Annotated in this window: 20 protein-coding genes; 14 read left to right on the forward strand and 6 right to left on the reverse strand. The window is 36.0% G+C overall.

All coding sequences use genetic code 11. From position 1 onward, the window contains the following. Positions 1-18: 18 nt before the first annotated feature. From ffh to ABXT44_RS03640, 7 genes are all read left to right on the forward strand, one after another. The gene (ffh, locus tag ABXT44_RS03610) at positions 19-1,422 is read left to right on the forward strand and encodes a signal recognition particle protein (RefSeq protein WP_416688169.1); all 1,404 of its coding nucleotides are present in this window, start codon (positions 19-21) and stop codon (positions 1,420-1,422) included. A gap of 88 nt (positions 1,423-1,510) precedes the next feature. Continuing rightward, positions 1,511-1,885 (forward strand): DUF4430 domain-containing protein, encoded by a 375-nt coding sequence (locus tag ABXT44_RS03615; RefSeq protein ID WP_416688170.1) that lies wholly within the window; start codon positions 1,511-1,513, stop codon positions 1,883-1,885. A 34-nt stretch (positions 1,886-1,919) separates the two neighbouring features. After that, positions 1,920-2,507, forward strand: coding sequence for a DUF6580 family putative transport protein (locus ABXT44_RS03620; protein WP_416688172.1), 588 nt, complete (start codon positions 1,920-1,922; stop codon positions 2,505-2,507). Positions 2,508-2,591: 84 nt separating this feature from the next. Then, on the forward strand, positions 2,592-3,443 hold the full coding sequence (locus ABXT44_RS03625; protein WP_416688173.1) for a DMT family transporter: 852 nt from the start codon (positions 2,592-2,594) through the stop codon (positions 3,441-3,443). Between the two features lie 43 nt (positions 3,444-3,486). Continuing rightward, positions 3,487-4,341 (forward strand): DMT family transporter, encoded by an 855-nt coding sequence (locus ABXT44_RS03630; RefSeq protein ID WP_416688174.1) that lies wholly within the window; start codon positions 3,487-3,489, stop codon positions 4,339-4,341. Continuing rightward, positions 4,338-5,252, forward strand: a complete 915-nt coding sequence (locus tag ABXT44_RS03635; RefSeq protein WP_416688175.1) for a DMT family transporter — start codon at positions 4,338-4,340, stop codon at positions 5,250-5,252. The genes ABXT44_RS03630 and ABXT44_RS03635 overlap by 4 nt, the downstream gene beginning before the upstream one ends. 63 nt (positions 5,253-5,315) lie before the next feature. Next, a complete protein-coding gene (locus ABXT44_RS03640; protein WP_416688176.1) occupies positions 5,316-6,095 on the forward strand; it encodes an ABC transporter ATP-binding protein in 780 nt (259 codons plus the stop codon). Here the strand turns inward: ABXT44_RS03640 and hisD are convergent, their stop codons facing one another. Genes hisD through ABXT44_RS03660 form a run of 4 tightly spaced genes read right to left on the reverse strand, consistent with a single transcriptional unit; the run spans position 6,096 to position 9,931 of the window. Then, complete coding sequence (hisD, locus tag ABXT44_RS03645) at positions 6,096-7,394, reverse strand: histidinol dehydrogenase (RefSeq protein ID WP_416688177.1); 1,299 nt, start codon at positions 7,392-7,394, stop codon at positions 6,096-6,098. It lies immediately after the preceding gene. Further along, positions 7,391-8,008: an ATP phosphoribosyltransferase gene (gene hisG / locus ABXT44_RS03650; protein ID WP_416688178.1), complete on the reverse strand. Its 618-nt coding sequence runs from the start codon at positions 8,006-8,008 to the stop codon at positions 7,391-7,393. Before hisG ends, hisD begins: the two co-directional genes overlap by 4 nt. Positions 8,009-8,029: 21 nt before the next feature. Further along, positions 8,030-9,289 (reverse strand): UDP-N-acetylglucosamine 1-carboxyvinyltransferase, encoded by a 1,260-nt coding sequence (gene murA, locus ABXT44_RS03655; RefSeq protein ID WP_416688180.1) that lies wholly within the window; start codon positions 9,287-9,289, stop codon positions 8,030-8,032. A gap of 3 nt (positions 9,290-9,292) precedes the next feature. Then, positions 9,293-9,931 carry an MlaC/ttg2D family ABC transporter substrate-binding protein gene (locus ABXT44_RS03660; RefSeq protein WP_416688182.1) on the reverse strand — a complete coding sequence of 213 codons (639 nt, stop codon included), beginning with the start codon at positions 9,929-9,931 and terminating at the stop codon, positions 9,293-9,295. A 38-nt stretch (positions 9,932-9,969) separates the two neighbouring features. On the opposite strand from ABXT44_RS03660, the gene uvrC reads away from it, so the two are divergent. Continuing rightward, positions 9,970-11,763: an excinuclease ABC subunit UvrC gene (gene uvrC, locus ABXT44_RS03665; RefSeq protein ID WP_416688183.1), complete on the forward strand. Its 1,794-nt coding sequence runs from the start codon at positions 9,970-9,972 to the stop codon at positions 11,761-11,763. 8 nt (positions 11,764-11,771) lie between these two features. Then, positions 11,772-11,951 carry a hypothetical protein gene (locus ABXT44_RS03670; RefSeq protein ID WP_271537817.1) on the forward strand — a complete coding sequence of 60 codons (180 nt, stop codon included), beginning with the start codon at positions 11,772-11,774 and terminating at the stop codon, positions 11,949-11,951. On the opposite strand, the gene ABXT44_RS03675 is transcribed toward ABXT44_RS03670, so the two are convergent. Both ABXT44_RS03675 and ABXT44_RS03680 read right to left on the reverse strand, forming a co-directional pair. Further along, a complete protein-coding gene (locus tag ABXT44_RS03675; protein ID WP_416679327.1) occupies positions 11,948-12,493 on the reverse strand; it encodes a hypothetical protein in 546 nt (181 codons plus the stop codon). The two genes, ABXT44_RS03670 and ABXT44_RS03675, sit on opposite strands and share 4 nt — an antisense overlap. Then, positions 12,483-14,336, reverse strand: coding sequence for an ATP-binding cassette domain-containing protein (locus ABXT44_RS03680; RefSeq protein ID WP_416688185.1), 1,854 nt, complete (start codon positions 14,334-14,336; stop codon positions 12,483-12,485). Before ABXT44_RS03680 ends, ABXT44_RS03675 begins: the two co-directional genes overlap by 11 nt. 36 nt (positions 14,337-14,372) lie before the next feature. Between ABXT44_RS03680 and ABXT44_RS03685 the strand changes: the two genes are divergently transcribed. The 5 genes from ABXT44_RS03685 (at position 14,373) to rpsA (ending at position 19,453) form a co-directional block, all read left to right on the forward strand. Further along, complete coding sequence (locus tag ABXT44_RS03685) at positions 14,373-14,816, forward strand: cytochrome c-type biogenesis protein (RefSeq protein ID WP_271558534.1); 444 nt, start codon at positions 14,373-14,375, stop codon at positions 14,814-14,816. 17 nt (positions 14,817-14,833) lie between these two features. After that, a complete protein-coding gene (locus ABXT44_RS03690; RefSeq protein WP_416688187.1) occupies positions 14,834-15,496 on the forward strand; it encodes a tetratricopeptide repeat protein in 663 nt (220 codons plus the stop codon). A 10-nt stretch (positions 15,497-15,506) separates the two neighbouring features. Beyond that, the gene (gene lysS / locus ABXT44_RS03695; protein WP_416688189.1) at positions 15,507-17,000 is read left to right on the forward strand and encodes a lysine--tRNA ligase; all 1,494 of its coding nucleotides are present in this window, start codon (positions 15,507-15,509) and stop codon (positions 16,998-17,000) included. A 23-nt stretch (positions 17,001-17,023) separates the two neighbouring features. Next, positions 17,024-17,689, forward strand: coding sequence for a (d)CMP kinase (gene cmk, locus ABXT44_RS03700; protein ID WP_416688191.1), 666 nt, complete (start codon positions 17,024-17,026; stop codon positions 17,687-17,689). Positions 17,690-17,779: 90 nt separating this feature from the next. Further along, positions 17,780-19,453 carry a 30S ribosomal protein S1 gene (rpsA, locus tag ABXT44_RS03705; protein ID WP_416688192.1) on the forward strand — a complete coding sequence of 558 codons (1,674 nt, stop codon included), beginning with the start codon at positions 17,780-17,782 and terminating at the stop codon, positions 19,451-19,453. The last annotated feature ends 4 nt before the right edge of the window (positions 19,454-19,457 follow it).

The following is a 19,457-nucleotide window of genomic DNA, read 5'->3' on the forward strand; positions in this document are numbered from 1 at the left end:
TCACCCAAGTAGAACATAATGTTTGATAATTTAACGGAACGACTATCCAATAGCTTTAAAGCCATTCAAGGCAAAAATAAGCTGTCTGATGAAAACATTAAAGAGGCCATAAGAGAAGTCAGAAGATCTCTCTTGGAGGCTGATGTTGCGCTTGATGTAATTAAGTATTTTATAGAGCGAGTTCAAAGTAAAGCAATTGGACTTAAAGTAGGGGAGGGGCTGAGTCCATCTCAAGCCTTTATTAAGTTAGTTGAAGCTGAGTTAACAGAAGTAATAGGTGGCCAGAATGAATCTCTAAACCTTGCAACTCAGCCACCAGCAGTTGTAATGGTAGCAGGCCTTCAAGGCTCAGGAAAGACTACCTCGATTGCCAAGTTAGCGCGCTATTTAAAAGAAGAACAAAAAAAGAAAGTTCTTGTGGTCAGTGCAGATGTTTATAGGCCTGCTGCTATTGAGCAGCTTCAAATTCTTGCTGAGCAGATAGGTGTTGATTTTTTTCCTTCAACTGTGGATGAGAAGCCAGAAAAAATAGTTGCAGATGCAAAAAAACAAGCTCAATCACAGTTTCATGATGTTCTTCTAGTTGATACTGCCGGAAGACTTCATGTTGATGAGCAAATGATGTCTGAAATTCAAATTCTTCAGAAGCAAGTTAATCCAATAGAAACGTTGTTTGTTGTTGACTCAATGACAGGGCAAGACGCTGCGCATACTGCAAAAACATTCTCAGATATGCTTCCACTTACTGGAATCATATTAACAAAGACCGATGGTGATGCTAGAGGCGGCGCTGCTCTATCTGTAAAACATATAACTGGAAAGCCTATTAAATTTATGGGTGTTGGTGAAAAGACTGACGCTTTAGAGCCATTTTATCCAGACAGACTTGTTTCTCGTATTCTTGGTATGGGTGATGTTCTTTCTTTAGTTGAAGAGATTTCAAAAAAAGTTGATCATAAAAAAGCTCAGAAGAATGTCCAAAAAATGGCGAAAGGCAGATTCGATCTTGATGATATGAGGGATCAGTTAATGCAAATGCAGCAAATGGGCGGAATGGGAGCTTTAATGGATAAAATGCCTGGAATGGGGCAGATACCTCAAAGTGTTAAAAATCAAGTAATCGGGGATACTGAAAGCAGCCGGATGGTTGCAATTATTAACTCAATGACTCCAAAAGAAAGAAATCACGTTAATTTAATCAAGGGCTCTCGTAAAAAAAGGATTGCTGATGGGTCTGGTACAGATGTTCAGCAAGTAAATAAATTGTTAAAGCAATTTGAAAAGATGCAAAAAACAATGAAGAAGATGAAGGGCGGTAAAATGAAAAAAATGATGCAGCAAATGGGTGATATGCAAGGCGAAGGTGGAATGCCTGATTTTTCAAAGATGCCTGGACTTGGAAATAAAAAATTTCCATTCTAAGCAAATTACTTGTTTTTGCTTGTTGACTATTGCAGTTTATTGTTTTTGATATAAAATCCGAGCTTTTATATTGCCATTTTTAATTGAAATGAAATTTAATCTAAAACTTCTAGCCATAGTTTTTCTTGGCTCTCTCTTTCTTCAGCCTTCATTATCTTTTGGTGATGATTCCGTTGAATCTATTCAGCTTTCATTAGTAATTACTTCTGCAGATGAGTTGAGTTTAACGGCGATTAAACAAGTTGATAAGGGGCTTAACGCATACGAAGCTATAAGTGAGTTAGTTACTATTGGCGTAAAAGATACAAGTTTTGGTCCTCAAATCATGTCTTTAGCTGGGGTTGAAGCAGTTGGAAATACTTATTGGGCATTGTACGTTAATGGCTTAATGTCAATGGTTGGAGCGCAAGATGTTATACTTTTAGAGGATACATTTATTCGCTTGAATATGGAAGCATTTTAATATATTATTGTTTGAAAAATTTAGGAGAGAAATGATGAGCAATCAAGATCACAAACTTAATTCAAGTTTCAGTTATTTAGTTATTCTAGCAGTATTAATTTCATTAGGAGTTGCAGGAAGATTGCTACCTCATCCACCTAACTTTACACCGATGGCCGCAATAGCATTATTTGCAGGATTTATTTTTGTAAAAAGGTACATGGCTATCGTTGCTGTTATCGCCACTATGCTTCTTTGTGACTATTTTGCTTTTGGCTCACTTTCAGCAAGTTGGTTTGGCTCTAAGTCTATGTTTGTTGTTTATCTTGCCCTCCTATTTCCAATTGTATTTAAAAACTTCCTACAAAAGAAACTTAGCGTATTAAAAATTGCAGGAGCTGCTTTAGCAAGCTCTATTGTTTTTTTCTTAGCAACTAATTTTGCAGTTTGGGCATTTTCACCAATGTATGCAAAAACTCTTGAAGGTCTTATGCTTTGTTTTACGATGGCAATTCCATTTTTTCAAAATACAGTGGCAGGTAACTTAGTATGGTCAGGTGTTATATTTGGCGTCTACTTTGCTTTACGTAACTTCTCAAACTTAAGAATTTTGAATCAAAAAGATAAATCAATCTTTAGTTAGATTTTTTTTGCCTTAAAGCTTATCTAATGGTCATTAATAAAAGTGAATTTATAGCTTATGTCTAGGCATCTAAAAGGACTTCTAATGACCGTTTTTGCGGTAATTCTGTTAAGTCCAGATTCTGTTCTTATTAGGTTAGTTGAGGAGGCTTCTCCAGAGGTTGATAGCTGGACAGTTCTTTTTTGGCGAGGGCTCTTATATGCCGTAGGGGTTTCTTTATTAGTCTTTATAAAGTACCGCTTAAAGACGTTAGAAGAATTCAAAAAAATTGGAAGAGGAGGCTTATTAATAGGCTTTTTTTCCGGAATCAGTACAGGAACGTTCGTATTCGCAATTGTTTATACATCAATTGCCAATGCTCTTGTTATTATAAGTACTGGCCCAATAATGATAGCAATTGTCTCTTGGTTTCTACTGAAAGAAAAATCCAGTCTAGTGACCTGGGCTTCTATGATCATTGTTTTTATTGGAATTTACATTGTTATGAGTGGAAGTCTTGGGGGTGAAAATCTTATTGGTGACTTTTTTGCCTTGATTACAGCAGTAATGATGGGATTTACTTTTACTTTGACTCGCAAATATAAAGATGTCAATATGGTGCCTGTAAATGCAATTGGTGGGGTAATTGCTGCCCTTATAGCCTATGTAATGGCCAGTAAAATTTCAGTTCCACCCGAGGTGGTAAAATACATAATCGCTATGGGGGCAATACTTTCAATTTCATTTAGTTTAATAACAATTGCGCCAAGATATATGCCTGCAGCTGAAGTTGGAATGATTATGCCTCTAGAGACAGTGTTGGGAACTTTAATAGCTTGGTATGTTATAAATGAAGAGCCATCAACGAATGCTTTAATTGGTGGAACGATTGTTATTGTGACTTTATTCTGTCATTCTTGGTATAGCACTAAGCTGGCAAGAGACCAGCTAACCTGACACCTAATAATCTTACTAACGTAAACTTCCGCAAGCTTTAAATATGAATAATCATTTAAAAGGACTGCTCATTGCTTTTTTTGGAGTTTTGATGCTGACTCCAGATCCAGTATTAGTGAGGCTTGCAGATGCAGACACCTTTACTATTCTTTTTTGGCGTGGGATATTCTATGCACTTGGCGTATTGGCTATTTTGGTTGCTACATACCGTAAAAACACATTTAAAGAGCTAAAAAATATAGGTAGGCCTGGAATCTGGATTGGCATCCTTTCAGGAATTGGTGGCGTTACATTTATTGCTGCAATTCAATACACTTCAATTGCTAAAGTATTAGTTATTATTAGTACAGCACCAATGGTTGTTGCAATTATTTCATGGGTCATAATAAATGAAAAGCCTAAGCTTTATACATGGATTTCAATGCTAATTATTGTTACTGGTATCTACATAGTAATGAAAGGAGATACAGGGACCCTCAACGTTATGGGGAGTTCATTGGCAGTTATATCAATAATTGCTGGCGGTTATTCATTTGCACTTACGCGAAAATACAGTAACGTCAATATGGTTCCAGCTATGATAGTTAATGCGCTCGTTGTTTCTTGTGTTGGACTGGCATTTTCAAGTTCCTTTTATTTGCCATTTGATTCACTAATGTATGTCATTGCAGGCGGCATATTGCTTGCGATTGCCTTTAGCCTAATTACGCTTGCTCCAAGATTCATACCTGCATCAGAGGTGGCTATGTTTATGCCTTTAGGAACGATTTTTGGAATAATAAGTGCGTGGCTAGTGATTAATGAGCAGCCTTCCAGTAGCTCAATTTTAGGTGGGTCTATAGTTGTTATTACTTTATTTTTTCATGCATGGTACAGCTCCAAGCTGCAAACCAAATGATAATATTAGGCAAAAATAAAGCATTGAGGGCTGACATTATTATGCTCATTGCAGCAGCTATTTGGGGGTTTGCATTTGTCGCGCAGAAAGATGCGGCAGAGACAATGGAGCCATTTTTCTTTAATGCAGCTAGATTTTTTATTGGAGCTTCAGTATTAATGCCATTAGTTTGGTATTTATCTAAAAGAAACACAACGCCAATTAAGAAAGAGGTTTCAACTAAAAAATTACTCTTTGCTGGGACTGTTGCTGGATTATTTTTATTTACTGCTTCAAGTTTTCAACAAGTTGGTATTGAATTCACAACGGCCGGAAAAGCTGGCTTTATAACGGGCTTATATATCTTTTTTGTCCCATTAATTGGAATTTTCTTAGGTCAAAAAACTAACTCTGGAACTTGGCTTGGAGGATTTCTTGCAATTATTGGGTTATTCCTTTTAAGCATCAATGAAGACTTTAGTATTGAGAAGGGTGATTTATTTCAACTTATTTGTGCCGTATTTTTTGCAGCTCACATTTTGGTGCTAGGTTATGTTGCTAAAAGGATGGATCCTTTGAAGCTATCACTCATTCAGTATATTGTTTCTGGGTTTTTAAGTCTTATTATTGCAATTGCCATAAAAGAAAACATTGGGTGGGATGCTATTATCATTACAGCAGTTCCACTTCTCTATGCTGGCGTTATGTCAATAGGCATTGGATATACGCTTCAAGTTATTGCCCAGCAACACGCTAAATCTTCCCATGCAGCAATAATTTTAGGACTAGAAGGGGCATTTGCTGTGCTTGGTGGGTGGCTTATTCTTGATGAAACACTAACAACAAAAGGTTTTATTGGATGCATGCTGATGTTAATTGGAATGCTTTTATCGCAACTACTCCCAAATCTGAGTTTAAAAAAAGCAACTTGAGAACTTTTCCATTCTACTGGTATGATTGTTAAGAGTTATTAATATAGGCTTAACTTAAATATAATGAATATTATTGAACTTCAAAATATCACAGTATTCCAAGAAAGCAACAAAGTATTTGATGACTTCTCTTTTACCATTGATGAGAGTCAAAGTACTGTTATCTTGGGGCCAAACGGCTCCGGTAAAACAACCCTCCTAAAGTTACTAAATCGTGAGCTCTATATTGTTGAAAGCGAGGGTAGCAGTATTAAAATATTTGATAAAGAGAGGTGGAATGTTCAGGAGCTAAGGTCCAATCTTGGCGTTGTTTCGCCGCACCTTCAAAACAATTACTCTGATAGTGCTATTGGGTTACATGTTGCACTATCTGGTTTTTATTCTAGTGATGGAATATGGAGGCATCAAAAGTTTGATACTGAGAAGTTAGACCGTGCAAATGAAGTTATGGAGCTTCTCTCAATATCAAGCTTAAAGGATAGAGAATACTCATCCATGTCGACTGGCGAGCAGCGAAAATTTCTACTTGCAAGGTCACTCGTTAATGACCCAGCAGTATTGGTTTTTGATGAGCCAACAAGCGGGCTGGATATAAGTACTTGTTTTCAGTACCTTGAAATAATGAGAGAGCTTATGAGTATGGGCAAGAAGGTAATATTAGTAACGCATCACGTGCATGAGATTCCACCAGAAATATCAAGAGTAATTTTATTGAAGAAGGGAAGGGTAGTTATGGATGGCAATAAAGATGAAATTTTAACGAATAGCAACCTTACTAATCTTTTTGATTGGCCTATTAAAGTTGTCAAAGAAAATGGCTATTATCAGGCGCTACCTGGATAATTATTTCTTATCTGTACGATAAAGCGCGGACATGGCATGAGCCTGAAGGCCTTCACCATAAGCCAGTGTAGCTGCAGTTTCACCTAAATTTATAGCGCCTTCTTTTGATGCCATTATTATACTAGAGCGTTTTTGAAAATCATAAACACCTAGTGGTGATGAGAATCTTGCAGTACTTGAAGTTGGCAGGACATGGTTTGGTCCAGCGCAATAATCACCCAAAGCTTCAGAAGAGTATTTACCCATAAAAATCGCTCCAGCATTCTTGATGTCATCAAGAATAGATTCTGGATTTTCAACAGAAAGTTCAAGATGTTCTGGGGCAATTTTATTGGATATTTTAATTGCTTCATTTATATCTTTTGTCAGAATTAATGCGCCTCTATTTTTAAGTGCTGTTCGAATAATAGGCTCCCTATCCATCGTAGGAAGTAGCCTTTGAATGCTATTTCTAACCTTTTCAATAAAGCCTTCATCAGGGCAAAGTAGAATGGATTGAGCTTCTTCATCATGCTCTGCCTGAGAAAATAAGTCCATTGCAATCCAGTCAGGGTCTGTTGAGCCATCACAAATGATAAGTATCTCAGAGGGTCCAGCTATCATATCGATACCAACTTGCCCAAATACTTGTTTTTTTGCAGTAGCAACATAAATATTACCAGGGCCAACTATCTTATCAACTTTTGGAATAGTCTCAGTTCCATAAGCAAGTGCTGCAATTGCCTGAGCTCCGCCAATAGTAATAACCATGTCGACATCTGCAATATGAGCTGCTGCCAATACCAGTTCATTGGAAACTCCTCTTGGGGTGGGAACAACCATAATTAACTCATTCACACCTGCTACTTTTGCAGGAATGCTGTTCATAAGTACAGAGGATGGGTAGGCTGCCTTTCCGCCAGGCACATACAAACCGACGCGATCTAAAGGACTAACTTTTTGACCTAATACTGTGCCATCATCTTCAGTATAATCCCACGAATCTTGTTTTTGTTTTAGATGATAAGACTCAATTCTTTGAGCGGCAATATTAAGGGCATCCTTTTCCTTTTTGCTTAAGTTATCGAATGATTTTTTAAGACTTTCTTTTGAGATTATTAGCTCTGAGATTGATTTTGCGTTAAGTGAATCAAACTCTGAAGTAAATTTTAATACAGAGCTATCCCCTTTATCTTTAACTTCCTTAATAATTTTTCGAACAGTGTTGTTGATCTCTTCATTAGAATTACTCTCCCAAGTGACGAGAGAAGAAAGTTGAGCATCAAAATCCTCACTATTTGAAGACAATAAGCTGATCATAACTTTTTTTCTATGCTTTTAATCCAGTCATTAATTTGACTATGTTTGGTATTAAAGGCAGCTGAGTTTACAATAAGCCTTGAGCTAATATCACAAATTAACTCTAGCGGGATTAAGTTGTTAGCTTTCAAAGTATTGCCAGTATCAACTAGATCCACAATGCAGTCTGAAAGGCCAACTATTGGTGCAAGCTCCATGGCGCCAGAAAGTTTAATAACTTCTACTTGCTGGCCTTTTCTAAAGAAATGTTCTTTGGCTGATTTGACATATTTTGTTGCCACCTTCAAAGTACTTTTGTTTAAGTTTTGGTTTTCCTTTGATGCAACCATAAGGCGGCATTTAGAGATTCCAAGATCAAGTAATTCAAAAATACCATTGGCTCCATGCTCTATCAAAACATCTTTTCCTGCAATTCCAAGATCTGCAGCCCCATGCTGTACAAAAACAGGAACGTCGCTTGCCCTGATAACTATAACTTTAATATCTTTTAGATTAGTATCTAAAATTAGTTTTCTACTTTCAAGTTCTTTTTTAGATACAGAAAGGCCAGCTTTCTCAAGAAGAGGGAGTGTTTGGTCTAATATTCGACCTTTAGAAAGTGCGATCGTTAACATGTCAGTATATCAATTATTAGTTTAGTGCTGAACGCGTTCTATGTCTGCTCCCAGCATTTTAAATTTTTCTTCAATCATCTCATAGCCTCGGTCAAGATGATAGACGCGCTCAATTGATGTTGACCCATGTGCAGCAAGCCCAGCTAACACTAGACTAGCAGAAGCCCTTAGATCGGTTGCCATAAGATTTGCGCCAGTTAATAATTTTACTCCTTTGCACACAACTGTGTTGCCCTCAAGCTTAAGATTTGCTCCCATACGGCTGAGTTCAGGAACATGCATAAAACGATTTTCAAAAATAGTTTCTGTAATAGTACTACTTCCATCAGCGATAGAATTCAGAGCCATAAATTGAGCCTGCATATCCGTTGGAAAATTTGGGTAAGCACTAGTACGAATATCAACGGGTTGAGGTCTTTTCCCTTTCATGTCGAGTTTAATTGAGTTTTGATTTGTTTGAATGTCCGCGCCAGTTTCAATAAGTTTACCAATAACGGAGCGCATTGAGTCAGGCTCAATATTATTAACAACAATTTTACCTCCAGTTATTGCAGCTGCAACTAGGTAGGTTCCTGCTTCAATTCGATCTGGACAAATGGAGTAATAAATACCACTGAGATGATCGACTCCTTGAATTACAATGGTAGAGGTATTTTCACCTGTAATTTTTGCGCCCATTTTATTTAGGCATTTTACTAAATCCGTTACCTCTGGCTCTTGTGCAGCATTGTTAATAGTAGTTGTTCCCTTAGCAAGAGTTGCAGCCATTATTATATTTTCAGTCGCCGTTACAGAAATCATATCAAAATTAATTTGCGCACCAACAAGCTCATTAGTGCTCGCATAAATATATCCATTTTTAACTTCAATTTTAGCGCCCATTTGTTCAAGTGCACTAAGATGAAGATTAACTGGACGTGTTCCAATAGCGCAGCCACCAGGAAGTGAAATTTTAGCTTTCTTATATTTTGCAAGCATTGGGCCTAAAGTTAAGATCGATGCCCTCATTGTTTTGACTAGTTCATATTCTGCTGTGAGTTTTGTAAGGCTTGATGAGTCAATTGAGATTGAACTGTCTTCCTCTAGGACAAAGCTAGAGCCCATATCCATTAGAAGTCTAAGCGTTGTTGAAACATCACTTAATTGAGGGGTGTTTGATAGCTTTAATGGACCGTCAGCAAGAATTGTTGCAAAAAAGATGGGTAAGGTGGCATTTTTAGATCCAGAAGTTTTCATACTTCCATTTAACGGAGTTCCGCCATTAATTACTAATTTATACATATACTAAGATTTTGATAGCATTTTTTGAATTAACTTTTCAATACCTTGGCGCTTTATTTTAGAGTCATAGCCAACTCTTTCTATATCTAATATGCTGATAGATTGATACTCTAAATCATAGATTTTCCAGCGGTTTTTACGAATCAATTTAAGAGTAACTGTGGCGCTTGAATTATCCTCTTCCAGCGATACTGATACTTTAACTCTAGCAAGATTTCCATTTTGACTGAAGTCTTCATTGACAGATATTGTAATATCTTTCCAAATTGCTAAATCAGACAAAATTCCAACATATTCATTAATTAGAGAACTCTTCATGTCACGTTCAAATATTTTCTTTTGTCTTGAATCTAGCTGGTCCCAATAACTAACTAAGGCCATTTCAGTACTATATTCAAGATCAATGTAAGGAATAATTTTCTTTTTAGTGAGGTTTAGAGTCGATGCCATAGTTCCATTACTATTAGACTGCAATTCAATAAAAGAGCAGACAATATCACTAGCAATTGCCCTCACTTGCTCTACTGGTGTATTTCCAGCATTTTTTGGCGAAATAGAGGGGCAAGATTCTGAGGCAAGTATAATCCCGATAAAACATAAGTTGATCAGCAAAGCCTTTAAAATATTAGGTAAAAATTTCATTTTGCTATTGTACTATATCTGTTAAATAAATTAACTAAATGCATAATCAAAATTTAAAAATAAAACTTAAAAATCTGACCAAAGAGCCAGGCGTCTACAAAATGCTTGATAAGACAGGTGATGTTATTTATGTCGGCAAGGCAAAAAATTTAAAAAACCGTGTTTCAAATTATTTTATTAGTTCAAATCATAATACAAAAACTCAGCTCCTCCAGAAAAACATAGATGATTTTTCTATTATTATTACAAAAACTGAAACTCAGGCACTGCTCCTTGAAAATGAGCTTATTAAGCAGTTTAAACCTAAATTTAATATACTTTTAAAAGACTCTAAAAGCTACCCTTACATTTTTCTTAGTAACGATGTCCATCCTCGCTTAGGAATGTTTAGGGGTAAAAAAAATAAAAATTATCATTATTTTGGGCCATACCCATCTTCGCATATTGCTCGTGATGCTTTAGCTCTTCTTAAAAAGATATTCAAAGTAAGGCAATGTACGAATAGTTTTTATAGGGCTCGCTCTCGGCCTTGTCTAGAGTATCAAATTGGCCTTTGCAGTGCGCCTTGTGTTGGAAAAATTTCAGATAATAAGTACCAACAAGATGTTGATATGGTGTCACTTTTTTTGAATGGTAAGGCGAGTAAGCTTTTAAACCAGGTTTCTCAGAAAATGAAACATGCTTCGGTTGATCTTGATTTTGAAGCTGCCGCTAAATATCGAGATCAACTTATTGGCTTAAGAACAATTCAAGAGAGGCATGGTTCTCAATTTAGCTCTGATATGGATGTTGTAAGTATTATAAATGATGCTGATACTCATTGCATCGAATTAGTATTTGTCCGTGGAGGCAAACAAGTTGGTAGTGAAACTTTTTTTCCAAAAAATGCAAAAAATGATTCTTGTGAAGAGGTTTTAAGTGCATTCCTGCCGCTATATTATTTGGGCACAAAAACGCCTAAAGAGATAGTTTTGAGCCACAAGTTGGTAGATAAGCTTATATTGGAAGCAGGCCTATCTACAAAACTTATTCAATCTCCTAGAGTAGATAAAAAACATTATTTAGAGATGGCTACGCTTAATGCTAAAGAAAATTTAAAACAACATCTACTATTAAGGTTTACTAAGATGAAGCAACTCGAAGGAATTCAAAAAACATTGGCATTAAAAATGATACCAAAAGTTATGGAGTGCTTTGATATAAGTCATACTATGGGAGAGGCAACAACTGCTTCATGCGTAGTGTTCGAAATGGGACTCCCAAAGGTCAGCAGTTACAGGCAATTTAATATTAAAGACATAACACCGGGTGATGATTATGCTGCAATTAACCAGGCAGTATATCGAAGATATTCGCGCCTCCTTAGTTCAAAAAAAGCTATGCCTGATATAGTATTTATTGATGGCGGCTTAGGTCAGCTTAACCAAGCAATTATGGTTATGAACTCAATTGGAGTGGATTCAGTAATGTTGGTTGGAGTTGCTAAAGGTGAAGGAAGAAAAGCAGGGCTAGAGACTCTTATTAGAGTTGAAGATGAAAAGGTAAAAAAAATAACACTCTCTCCCTTTGATCCAGCGCTCCTTTTAATCAACCATATTAGAGATGAATCTCATAGATTTGCAATAAAAAATCATCGTAAAAAAAGAGCAAAGAAACGTACTACGTCTTCTTTGGAGCTAATTAAAGGGGTTGGTATAAATAAAAGAAGTGCTCTCTTAAACCATTTTGGAGGTCTTCAAGAAGTGCAAAATGCAAGTGTCGATGAGTTACAAAAAGTAGTTGGGATTAATTCTAAATTAGCGATTAAAATAAACCAATCATTTAAAAAATAAATCTGGCTATGTTTATATTAAGACTTTTAATTGCAGCGATGGTAGTAAGTTATGTTATTTGGCTTTTCTATAATCGAGTAATGGGAAAAAACCTTGGGTTATCAAAAGTTGCAACATGGGTTTTAGCAGCAACATTTTTGATCTATCTTATACTTTCGGGGTTATCTTATTTTGTAGAAGGTTTTTAAGCTTTACTTGATATAACGAGAGTTTTTAGATGTTTTGTGTTTGCTATTATGCGACTTGTTGCATTAACAATGATTGATAGTCTTGATACTTCCCATACAGGAAGGTCTCTCATGTGATCCCCCATATAATCAAATTTTCTCTCACCAAAGCGCTCCACCAGAGTGTCTGCTTTATTGTGACTCGATAAGTTAAAGTCTTTATTGCTAGCCATAACATCATCAAAAATCTTAAGGTGCTTAGCAACTGCAAAAGCATAATTTTTATGTGAAGCAGTAGCAAGGACTATTTTTGAGCCTTCTTTTTTTCGCTTCATTATGTAGCTTATAACATTATCATTGTAGGGTAGCTCAGGGATATTAATTTCAAACCTTCTAACCAGTTGATCTTTTAAATATCCCTTTCCCTTCCATAGCCAAAAAAAATAATGTGCAATAAGCCATGGACTTTTGCTTAACACGCCTAAAGAAGATAGGAATAAAAGATCCGTATCAATTAGTGTGTGATCTAGATCTACAATTAATGGGATAGAGTTAGTTTCCACTGTCTAATTCACTCCATTTGTCATATAGTAATCCCACTTCTTTTTCCATTGAGCTTAATTTGATTGTCAAGTTTTGTGCATCAGGGTTTTGATAAAAGTCAGGGTTAGATAGTAATTTTTGTGACATTGAAATTTCATTTTCGAGATCTTCAATCTTTTCAGGTAATGATTTTAATAGTTGCTGTTCGTTGAATGATAGCTTTTGTGAAATATTTTTAGATTTAGATTTAAGTTCTACATCTTTTTTAGGTTGAGTATTTATTTTTTCATGTTTTTGCAGAATATAGTCATCATAACCACCAACATACTGATCAATAATAGCGTCACCCTCCATAACGATTGTTGAGCTTACAATGTTATTTAAAAAAGTTCTGTCATGTGAGATCAGTAAAAGTGTTCCGGCATAGTCGACTAACATTTCTTCTAATAATTCAAGCGTTTCGACATCTAAATCGTTGGTTGGCTCATCAAGAACTAAGAGGTTGGCTGGTTGAGATAGTATTTTGGCAAGCATTAAACGATTTTTTTCACCACCAGAAAACATCTTAATCGGAGCCATTGCTTGTTTTCCTGTAAATAAAAACTGACGCATATAGCCAATTACATGTTTACTTTTTCCATTAATATCTATGAAATCTTTGCCTCCGGATACAAAATCCATAGCCTTCATGTTAGGGTTAAGTGACTCTCTCATTTGATCAAAGTAAGCGAGCTGAATAGTTTTTGATCGACGGATATTTCCTACATCTGGAGTAAGTTCGCCGAGAAGAAGTTTAATTAATGTTGATTTTCCTGATCCATTGCCTCCAATAATTCCTATTTTTTCACCTTTTAAGACTAAAAGAGAGAATAGCTTTACGAGCTCGAGTTGACCAATTTTATAACTTACATTCTTAACTTCAAAAACTAGCTTGGAGACTCGTTTCTCATCTTCTAACGCATGAATTCTAACTTGACCTTGGTGTTTACGTTTATTTACAAACTGTTTTCGCATATCCTCAAGAGCTCTGACGCGCCCTTCATTCCTTGTTCGTCTTGCCTTTATTCCTTGACGAATCCAGGTTTCTTCTTGAGCAAGTTTTTTATTAAACCTTGCGTTTTCCAGCTCTTCACTATTAAGAAGATTTTCTTTTCTTTTTAGGTAGTCTAAATAGCCACAGTCAAATATTGAAAGTTTTCCCCGATCGAGGTCAAAAATCTTATTAACGATGCCGTTTACAAATGATCGATCATGGCTGATAAGAATTAGTGTCCCATGAAAGTCCTTGAGCATTTTCTCTAAATCAAGAATTGCAGTGATATCCATATGGTTTGTTGGCTCGTCAAGCAAGAGAAGTTCTGGCTCTTGAACAATCGCCTTTGCAAGCATTACTCTTCTTTTCCAGCCGCCAGAAAGTGTTGTGAGTTTTGCTGTTGGTTCTAATTTAAAGCGATTTAAAATTGTTTCAATTTGGTGTAAATAGTGCCACAAATCTTTACTTTCTATTTCATTTTGCAATTGAGCACTTTTTTCAATATTGCCTACTTGTAATGAGTCGTGATAGTCAGCAAGAAGTTTTCCAGTTTCACCGAGTCCTCGGGCGACAATATTAAATAGCGAATGATTATTATCTTCTGGAGGTTGTTGCTCTAAGTAGCTTATCCTAGTGTTATTTTTAACCTTTAAATTACCATCATCAGCATGAATCAATCCTGCTAAAACCTTCAAAAAGCTTGATTTCCCCTCGCCATTGCGACCAATTAAGCCTATCTTATCGCCTTTGAGGATGGTCGCATTAATTTCATCTAAGATAACTTTTTCAGAAAATCTAAGGGAAATATTGTCTAAGGTTATAAGTGGCATACGTTAAAATTAAAATTTTAAATAACAGCTATGTGAATGCGTTATTTTATTCAATTTGTGCTTGCACTTTTACTTATTCAAGGAGCTTTAGCTGAAAGTATTGAAGCAAAAGACTTTGAAACACGTGATCAGGAAAATCGTTACACAGTTTTAATTGAAAATATTCGATGCCCTGTATGCCAGGGCCAGAGCATTGGTGGTTCAAATTCTAGTCTTGCTAGTGACCTTCGTGAACAAGTTCGCACAATGATATTAGATAATAAATCTGACAAAGATATTTATTTATTTATGGTCGAGCGATATGGGGACTTTGTTAACTTTAAGCCGCCAATTAATAGCAAAACATATCTATTATGGTTTGCCCCTCTCCTCTTGCTATTTTTATGCTTTATTTATTTATACAGGATAACAAGAAGTAAAAACACTTACCTTTCCAGTTCAGATAACGATATTGAAAGAGCTAAAAAATTATTAAAGTGATAAATTAAAGTACTTCTATGAATAACAATACTGAAATTAGTGATTTAATTGTGAAGGCTTATACGCATCAAAAAAATGGTGAGATTTCTATGGCGATACAAGTATGGAATGAGCTAATAAACCATAGTTTAGTCACGCAAGAGTTGTCCTCTAATTCCCATTTAAATCTTGGTAATTTACACTTGCAGCAGGGTAATAATGATATTGCTTATGAAAGCATGACTAAAGCAATAAGTTCAAACCCAAACAGCTCTGAAGCTTTTTTCTGTTTAGCTTATATGGAGCAAGAAAAAGAGAATTTCCATGAGGCAATTAATTTTTTTGAGGCTGCATTAAAGATTAAGCCAGAAGATGTTGGCGCTATAAATAACTTGGGCAACTGTTTTGATCGGTTAAATAAAAGTCATGACTCAATCAAAACTTATTCAAAGGCAATTTCTTTAGATTCAGAATATATTGCAGCTTACTATAATCGAGGCAATGCTTACTCTAAAATAGCAAAGGATAAGTTGGCTTTGAAAGATTTAAATAAGGCGATTGATTTAGACAATACTTTTTATCAAGCATATTATAATCGTGGCTCAGTATATGGGCGATTAGGAAAAATTGAGCTAGCTGAAAAAGATTTTAAAAAAGCTAAAGAGCTTGCAAAGTTAGAGATTGAACAATCAAACAAATAATAGGATTAAAGTGAGTGATCTAGACGAAAATAAATTAATAGCAGAAAGAAAATCTAAATTAGCATTGCTTAGAGAGTCAGGCAATCCATATATTAATGATTTTAAGCCTCAAAACCTAGCAAGCTCTATTCATGAGAAGTTTGATAGCTTTTCAAATGAGGATCTTCAGGAGGCGGGGGAGTTTGTAACTGTTGCTGGACGATTAATGCTCAAGAGAATAATGGGTAAAGCAAGCTTTGTTCAGCTTCAAGATACTTCAGGTCAAATTCAACTTTTTGTGACTAGAGATGAGCTGGAAGAGGGATTCTACAATGAGCAATTCAAGAAGTGGGATATTGGTGACATAATTGGAGCATCTGGCGTTCTTTTTAAGACTCAAACCGGTGAGCTATCTATTCGAGTGGGTGATATTAAATTATTAACAAAATCATTAAGACCTTTGCCAGAAAAATTTCATGGACTAACTGATCAAGAAACAATATATCGCCAAAGGTATGTTGATTTAATTATGAATGAAGGATCGAGAAAAGTTTTTCAGAGAAGATCTGAAATAATTTCTTACATTAGGCAGTTCTTTATTCGTCACAGTTATCTTGAGGTAGAAACCCCTATGATGCAAGTCATTCCAGGAGGCGCAGCAGCCAAGCCTTTTGTTACTCATCATAATGCTTTAGATATGGATTTATTTTTAAGAATTGCTCCAGAACTTTATCTTAAAAGGTTGGTAGTTGGGGGGTTTGATAAGGTTTTTGAGATTAACCGTAATTTTAGGAATGAGGGGCTCTCGCCACGGCATAATCCTGAATTTACAATGATTGAGTTTTATGAGGCTTATGCAAATTATCATGACTATATGGACCTAACTGAAAAATTATTTAAAGGTATTGCGATTGATGTTTGCAAATCAGCAAAAATAAAATTCCAGGGTGATGAGTTCGATTTTTCAAAACCGTTTGAACGATTAAGTGTGTTTGATTCAATTTTGAAATACAATTCTAAGTTATCAACTTCTGACCTTTCAGAAGATAATATTAGGACTACTGCTAGCAATTTGGGAATTCATCTTAAAGAGAACTGGGGTTTAGGAAAGATTCAAATTGAAATCTTTGAAGCAACTGTTGAGGAAAAGTTAATTCAACCAACTTTTGTTACTGAGTATCCTACAGAGGTATCTCCTCTGGCTAGGCGCAATGATCAAAATTCATTTATTACTGATCGCTTTGAACTCTTTATTGGTGGCCGTGAAATAGCAAATGGATTTTCGGAGCTCAATGATCCTGAAGATCAGGCCCAAAGGTTCAAAGACCAGGTTAGTGAAAAAGATGCAGGAGACGATGAAGCAATGCATTATGATGCTGATTATATTAGAGCCCTTGAGTATGGAATGCCCCCAACTGCAGGAGAAGGTATTGGTATTGATCGTTTAGTTATGCTATTCACAGATTCAGTGTCAATTAGAGATGTTTTATTATTTCCTCATATGAGACCTGAGTATGAGAAGTAGTTTAAGAATTTCTAGTTAGTATTATGATTCCAGTTTTAACTATTGATGGACCTAGTGGAGTAGGGAAGGGGACTGTAGCAAATATCATGGCTCATGAGCTGAAATGGAATTTGTTGGACTCTGGAGCAATATACCGGGCTTTTGCTTTGGCGGCTTCTAAGCGAAATATTAAGATTGATAATACTGATGAACTGCTGAAGTTAGCATCCAATCTTGATTTGAAATTTGAGTCAGACCCCCATAAAAATAAACTCAGTGTTTATCTTGATAATATTGAAGTTTCAGCCGAACTTCGAACTGAAGAAACTGCAGAGCTCGCTTCAAAATTTGCGATGATTGGCCCTCTTCGGGAGTCACTCCTATTAAGACAACAAAAGTTCAAGCAGCCTCCAGGATTAGTTGCTGATGGCCGAGATATGGGAACTGTTGTATTCGAAAGCGCACCCTTCAAGGTATTTTTGACAGCAAATGTGGAAGAAAGGGCACAAAGACGACTAAAACAGTTGCATGACAATGGTATTGCTGGTATCCTTTCGCAAACTTTGGAAGAGGTTAAAAAGAGAGATGAGAGGGACGTAAGTCGCAAAAATTCTCCTTTAATTGCTTCAAAAGATGCATTAGTTATAGATACATCGAATCTAACAATTAATGAAGTCGTTGCAAAAGTGATGGCGTTAGTTAAGACTTGAGCGGTCAAGTCTTTATTTTTTAATTAACCCGATATGATTTAAGCTTAAACCGACACAGCTTAATAATTACCGGTCAACATCGAGATAAATATGTCAGAATCATTTTCCGAGCTATTTGAAAATAGCGAAATACAACAAAACGTAAAACCTGGAGCCCTTTTAATGGGAACTGTAGTCAGCATGAATCGCGAAAAAGCGATTATCAATGTGGGACTAAAGTCTGAAGGTTTTATTTCATTACACGAATTTAAAAATGCTAAAGGCGAGCTTGAGATCACTGAAGGTGATGTTGTTGAAGTCGCACTTGACTCAATTGATGATGGCTTAGGTCACACTCTTTTATCACGAGAAAAAGCGAAACGCATTAAGATGTGGCAAGAGCTTGAAAACGCGATGAATACTAAAGAAGTTGTTAAAGGTATTGTTACAGGCTCAGTTAAGGGTGGTATGACAGTTGATATTGGTGTTATCAAAGCTTTCTTACCTGGTTCTTTAGTAGATATAAGACCTGTTAAAGATTTTGATTTCTTACTAGGTCAAGAAATTGAGGCTCTTGTTATTAAAATGGACGAAGTTAGAAATAATATTGTTATTTCTAGAAAGGCTGTTATGCAGGAAGTTAACTCAGCTGATAGAGAGGCTTTAATTGAAAATCTTGATACTGGCAAAGAAGTTGAAGGAATTGTTAAAAACTTAGCTGATTATGGTGCATTTGTTGATCTTGGTGGTGTAGATGGGTTACTTCACATTACAGATATATCGTGGCAGAGAGTTAACCACCCGTCTGAGAAGCTATCTATAGGTGACAAGATTACAGTAAAAATTCTCAACTATGATAAAGAGAAAATGAGGGTTTCTTTAGGACTTAAGCAGTTAACACCAAGTCCTTGGGATAATATTTCAGAGCGTCTTCCAATGGGCAAAAAAGTTTCGGGTGTGGTTTCAAACCTAACTGACTATGGTGCATTTGTAAGAATTGAAGAGGGTGTTGAAGGACTTGTTCACGTGAGTGAGATGGACTGGACAAATGCTAACGCTAGGCCTTCTAAGTTTGTTAAGCTTGGCCAAGAAGTAGATGTTGTAGTTCTTGATGTGCAAGAGTCTAAACATAGAATTTCTCTTAGTATGAAGCAAGCAAAAGAAAATCCTTGGGAAGCATTCGAGGGAACGCATAATAAAGGCGACATGATTAATGTAACTGTTAAGTCAATTACTGACTTTGGTCTTTTTGTTGGTCTTCCAGGTGGAATTGATGGGCTTATTCATTTAGCAGATATCTCATGGGAGAAGCAGTCTGCAGATCAAATTGTCTCAACTTATTCAAAGGGACAAGAGCTTGATGTTGTAATTCTTAATATAGATGCTGAAAAAGAACGAATTTCTTTAGGAATTAAACAGTTGACTTCAGATGATTTCTCTCAATATGCAACTGCAAACTCTAAAGGCTCGATTGTCAAAGGTGTCATCCAAGAAGTTGATGCAAGAGGCGCTGTTGTATTATTAGCTGCCGGAATTACTGGTTATCTTAAGGTGTCTGAAATTTCTCAAGATAGAATTGATGACGCATCAACTGTACTAAAAGAAGGTGCAGAGGTTGAAGTCGCTATTACTTTAATTGATAAAAGAACACGAAAAGTAAATTTAAGTATGAAGGCTAAAGATTCAGTTCAAGAGAAGGCAGTCATGGATGACTATAACAGTCAATCGACTCAAACTTCTGGATCAACACTTGGTGATCTCTTAAAAGAAGCTAAAGATAAATAATTAA

The organism is Candidatus Pseudothioglobus sp. Uisw_041 (assembly GCF_048087625.1).
Classification (GTDB): domain Bacteria; phylum Pseudomonadota; class Gammaproteobacteria; order PS1; family Pseudothioglobaceae; genus Pseudothioglobus.

What these genes read in the sequence shown, in the direction of transcription:
- ffh (WP_416688169.1), top strand. Translation starts at nt 19, where the DNA reads ATGTTTGATAATTTAACGGAACGACTATCCAATAGCTTTAAAGCCATT.
- ABXT44_RS03615 (WP_416688170.1), top strand. Translation starts at nt 1,511, where the DNA reads ATGAAATTTAATCTAAAACTTCTAGCCATAGTTTTTCTTGGCTCTCTC.
- ABXT44_RS03620 (WP_416688172.1), top strand. Translation starts at nt 1,920, where the DNA reads ATGAGCAATCAAGATCACAAACTTAATTCAAGTTTCAGTTATTTAGTT.
- ABXT44_RS03625 (WP_416688173.1), top strand. Translation starts at nt 2,592, where the DNA reads ATGACCGTTTTTGCGGTAATTCTGTTAAGTCCAGATTCTGTTCTTATT.
- ABXT44_RS03630 (WP_416688174.1), top strand. Translation starts at nt 3,487, where the DNA reads ATGAATAATCATTTAAAAGGACTGCTCATTGCTTTTTTTGGAGTTTTG.
- ABXT44_RS03635 (WP_416688175.1), top strand. Translation starts at nt 4,338, where the DNA reads ATGATAATATTAGGCAAAAATAAAGCATTGAGGGCTGACATTATTATG.
- ABXT44_RS03640 (WP_416688176.1), top strand. Translation starts at nt 5,316, where the DNA reads ATGAATATTATTGAACTTCAAAATATCACAGTATTCCAAGAAAGCAAC.
- hisD (WP_416688177.1), bottom strand. Translation starts at nt 7,394, where the DNA reads ATGATCAGCTTATTGTCTTCAAATAGTGAGGATTTTGATGCTCAACTT.
- hisG (WP_416688178.1), bottom strand. Translation starts at nt 8,008, where the DNA reads ATGTTAACGATCGCACTTTCTAAAGGTCGAATATTAGACCAAACACTC.
- murA (WP_416688180.1), bottom strand. Translation starts at nt 9,289, where the DNA reads ATGTATAAATTAGTAATTAATGGCGGAACTCCGTTAAATGGAAGTATG.
- ABXT44_RS03660 (WP_416688182.1), bottom strand. Translation starts at nt 9,931, where the DNA reads ATGAAATTTTTACCTAATATTTTAAAGGCTTTGCTGATCAACTTATGT.
- uvrC (WP_416688183.1), top strand. Translation starts at nt 9,970, where the DNA reads ATGCATAATCAAAATTTAAAAATAAAACTTAAAAATCTGACCAAAGAG.
- ABXT44_RS03670 (WP_271537817.1), top strand. Translation starts at nt 11,772, where the DNA reads ATGTTTATATTAAGACTTTTAATTGCAGCGATGGTAGTAAGTTATGTT.
- ABXT44_RS03680 (WP_416688185.1), bottom strand. Translation starts at nt 14,336, where the DNA reads ATGCCACTTATAACCTTAGACAATATTTCCCTTAGATTTTCTGAAAAA.
- ABXT44_RS03685 (WP_271558534.1), top strand. Translation starts at nt 14,373, where the DNA reads ATGCGTTATTTTATTCAATTTGTGCTTGCACTTTTACTTATTCAAGGA.
- ABXT44_RS03690 (WP_416688187.1), top strand. Translation starts at nt 14,834, where the DNA reads ATGAATAACAATACTGAAATTAGTGATTTAATTGTGAAGGCTTATACG.
- cmk (WP_416688191.1), top strand. Translation starts at nt 17,024, where the DNA reads ATGATTCCAGTTTTAACTATTGATGGACCTAGTGGAGTAGGGAAGGGG.
- rpsA (WP_416688192.1), top strand. Translation starts at nt 17,780, where the DNA reads ATGTCAGAATCATTTTCCGAGCTATTTGAAAATAGCGAAATACAACAA.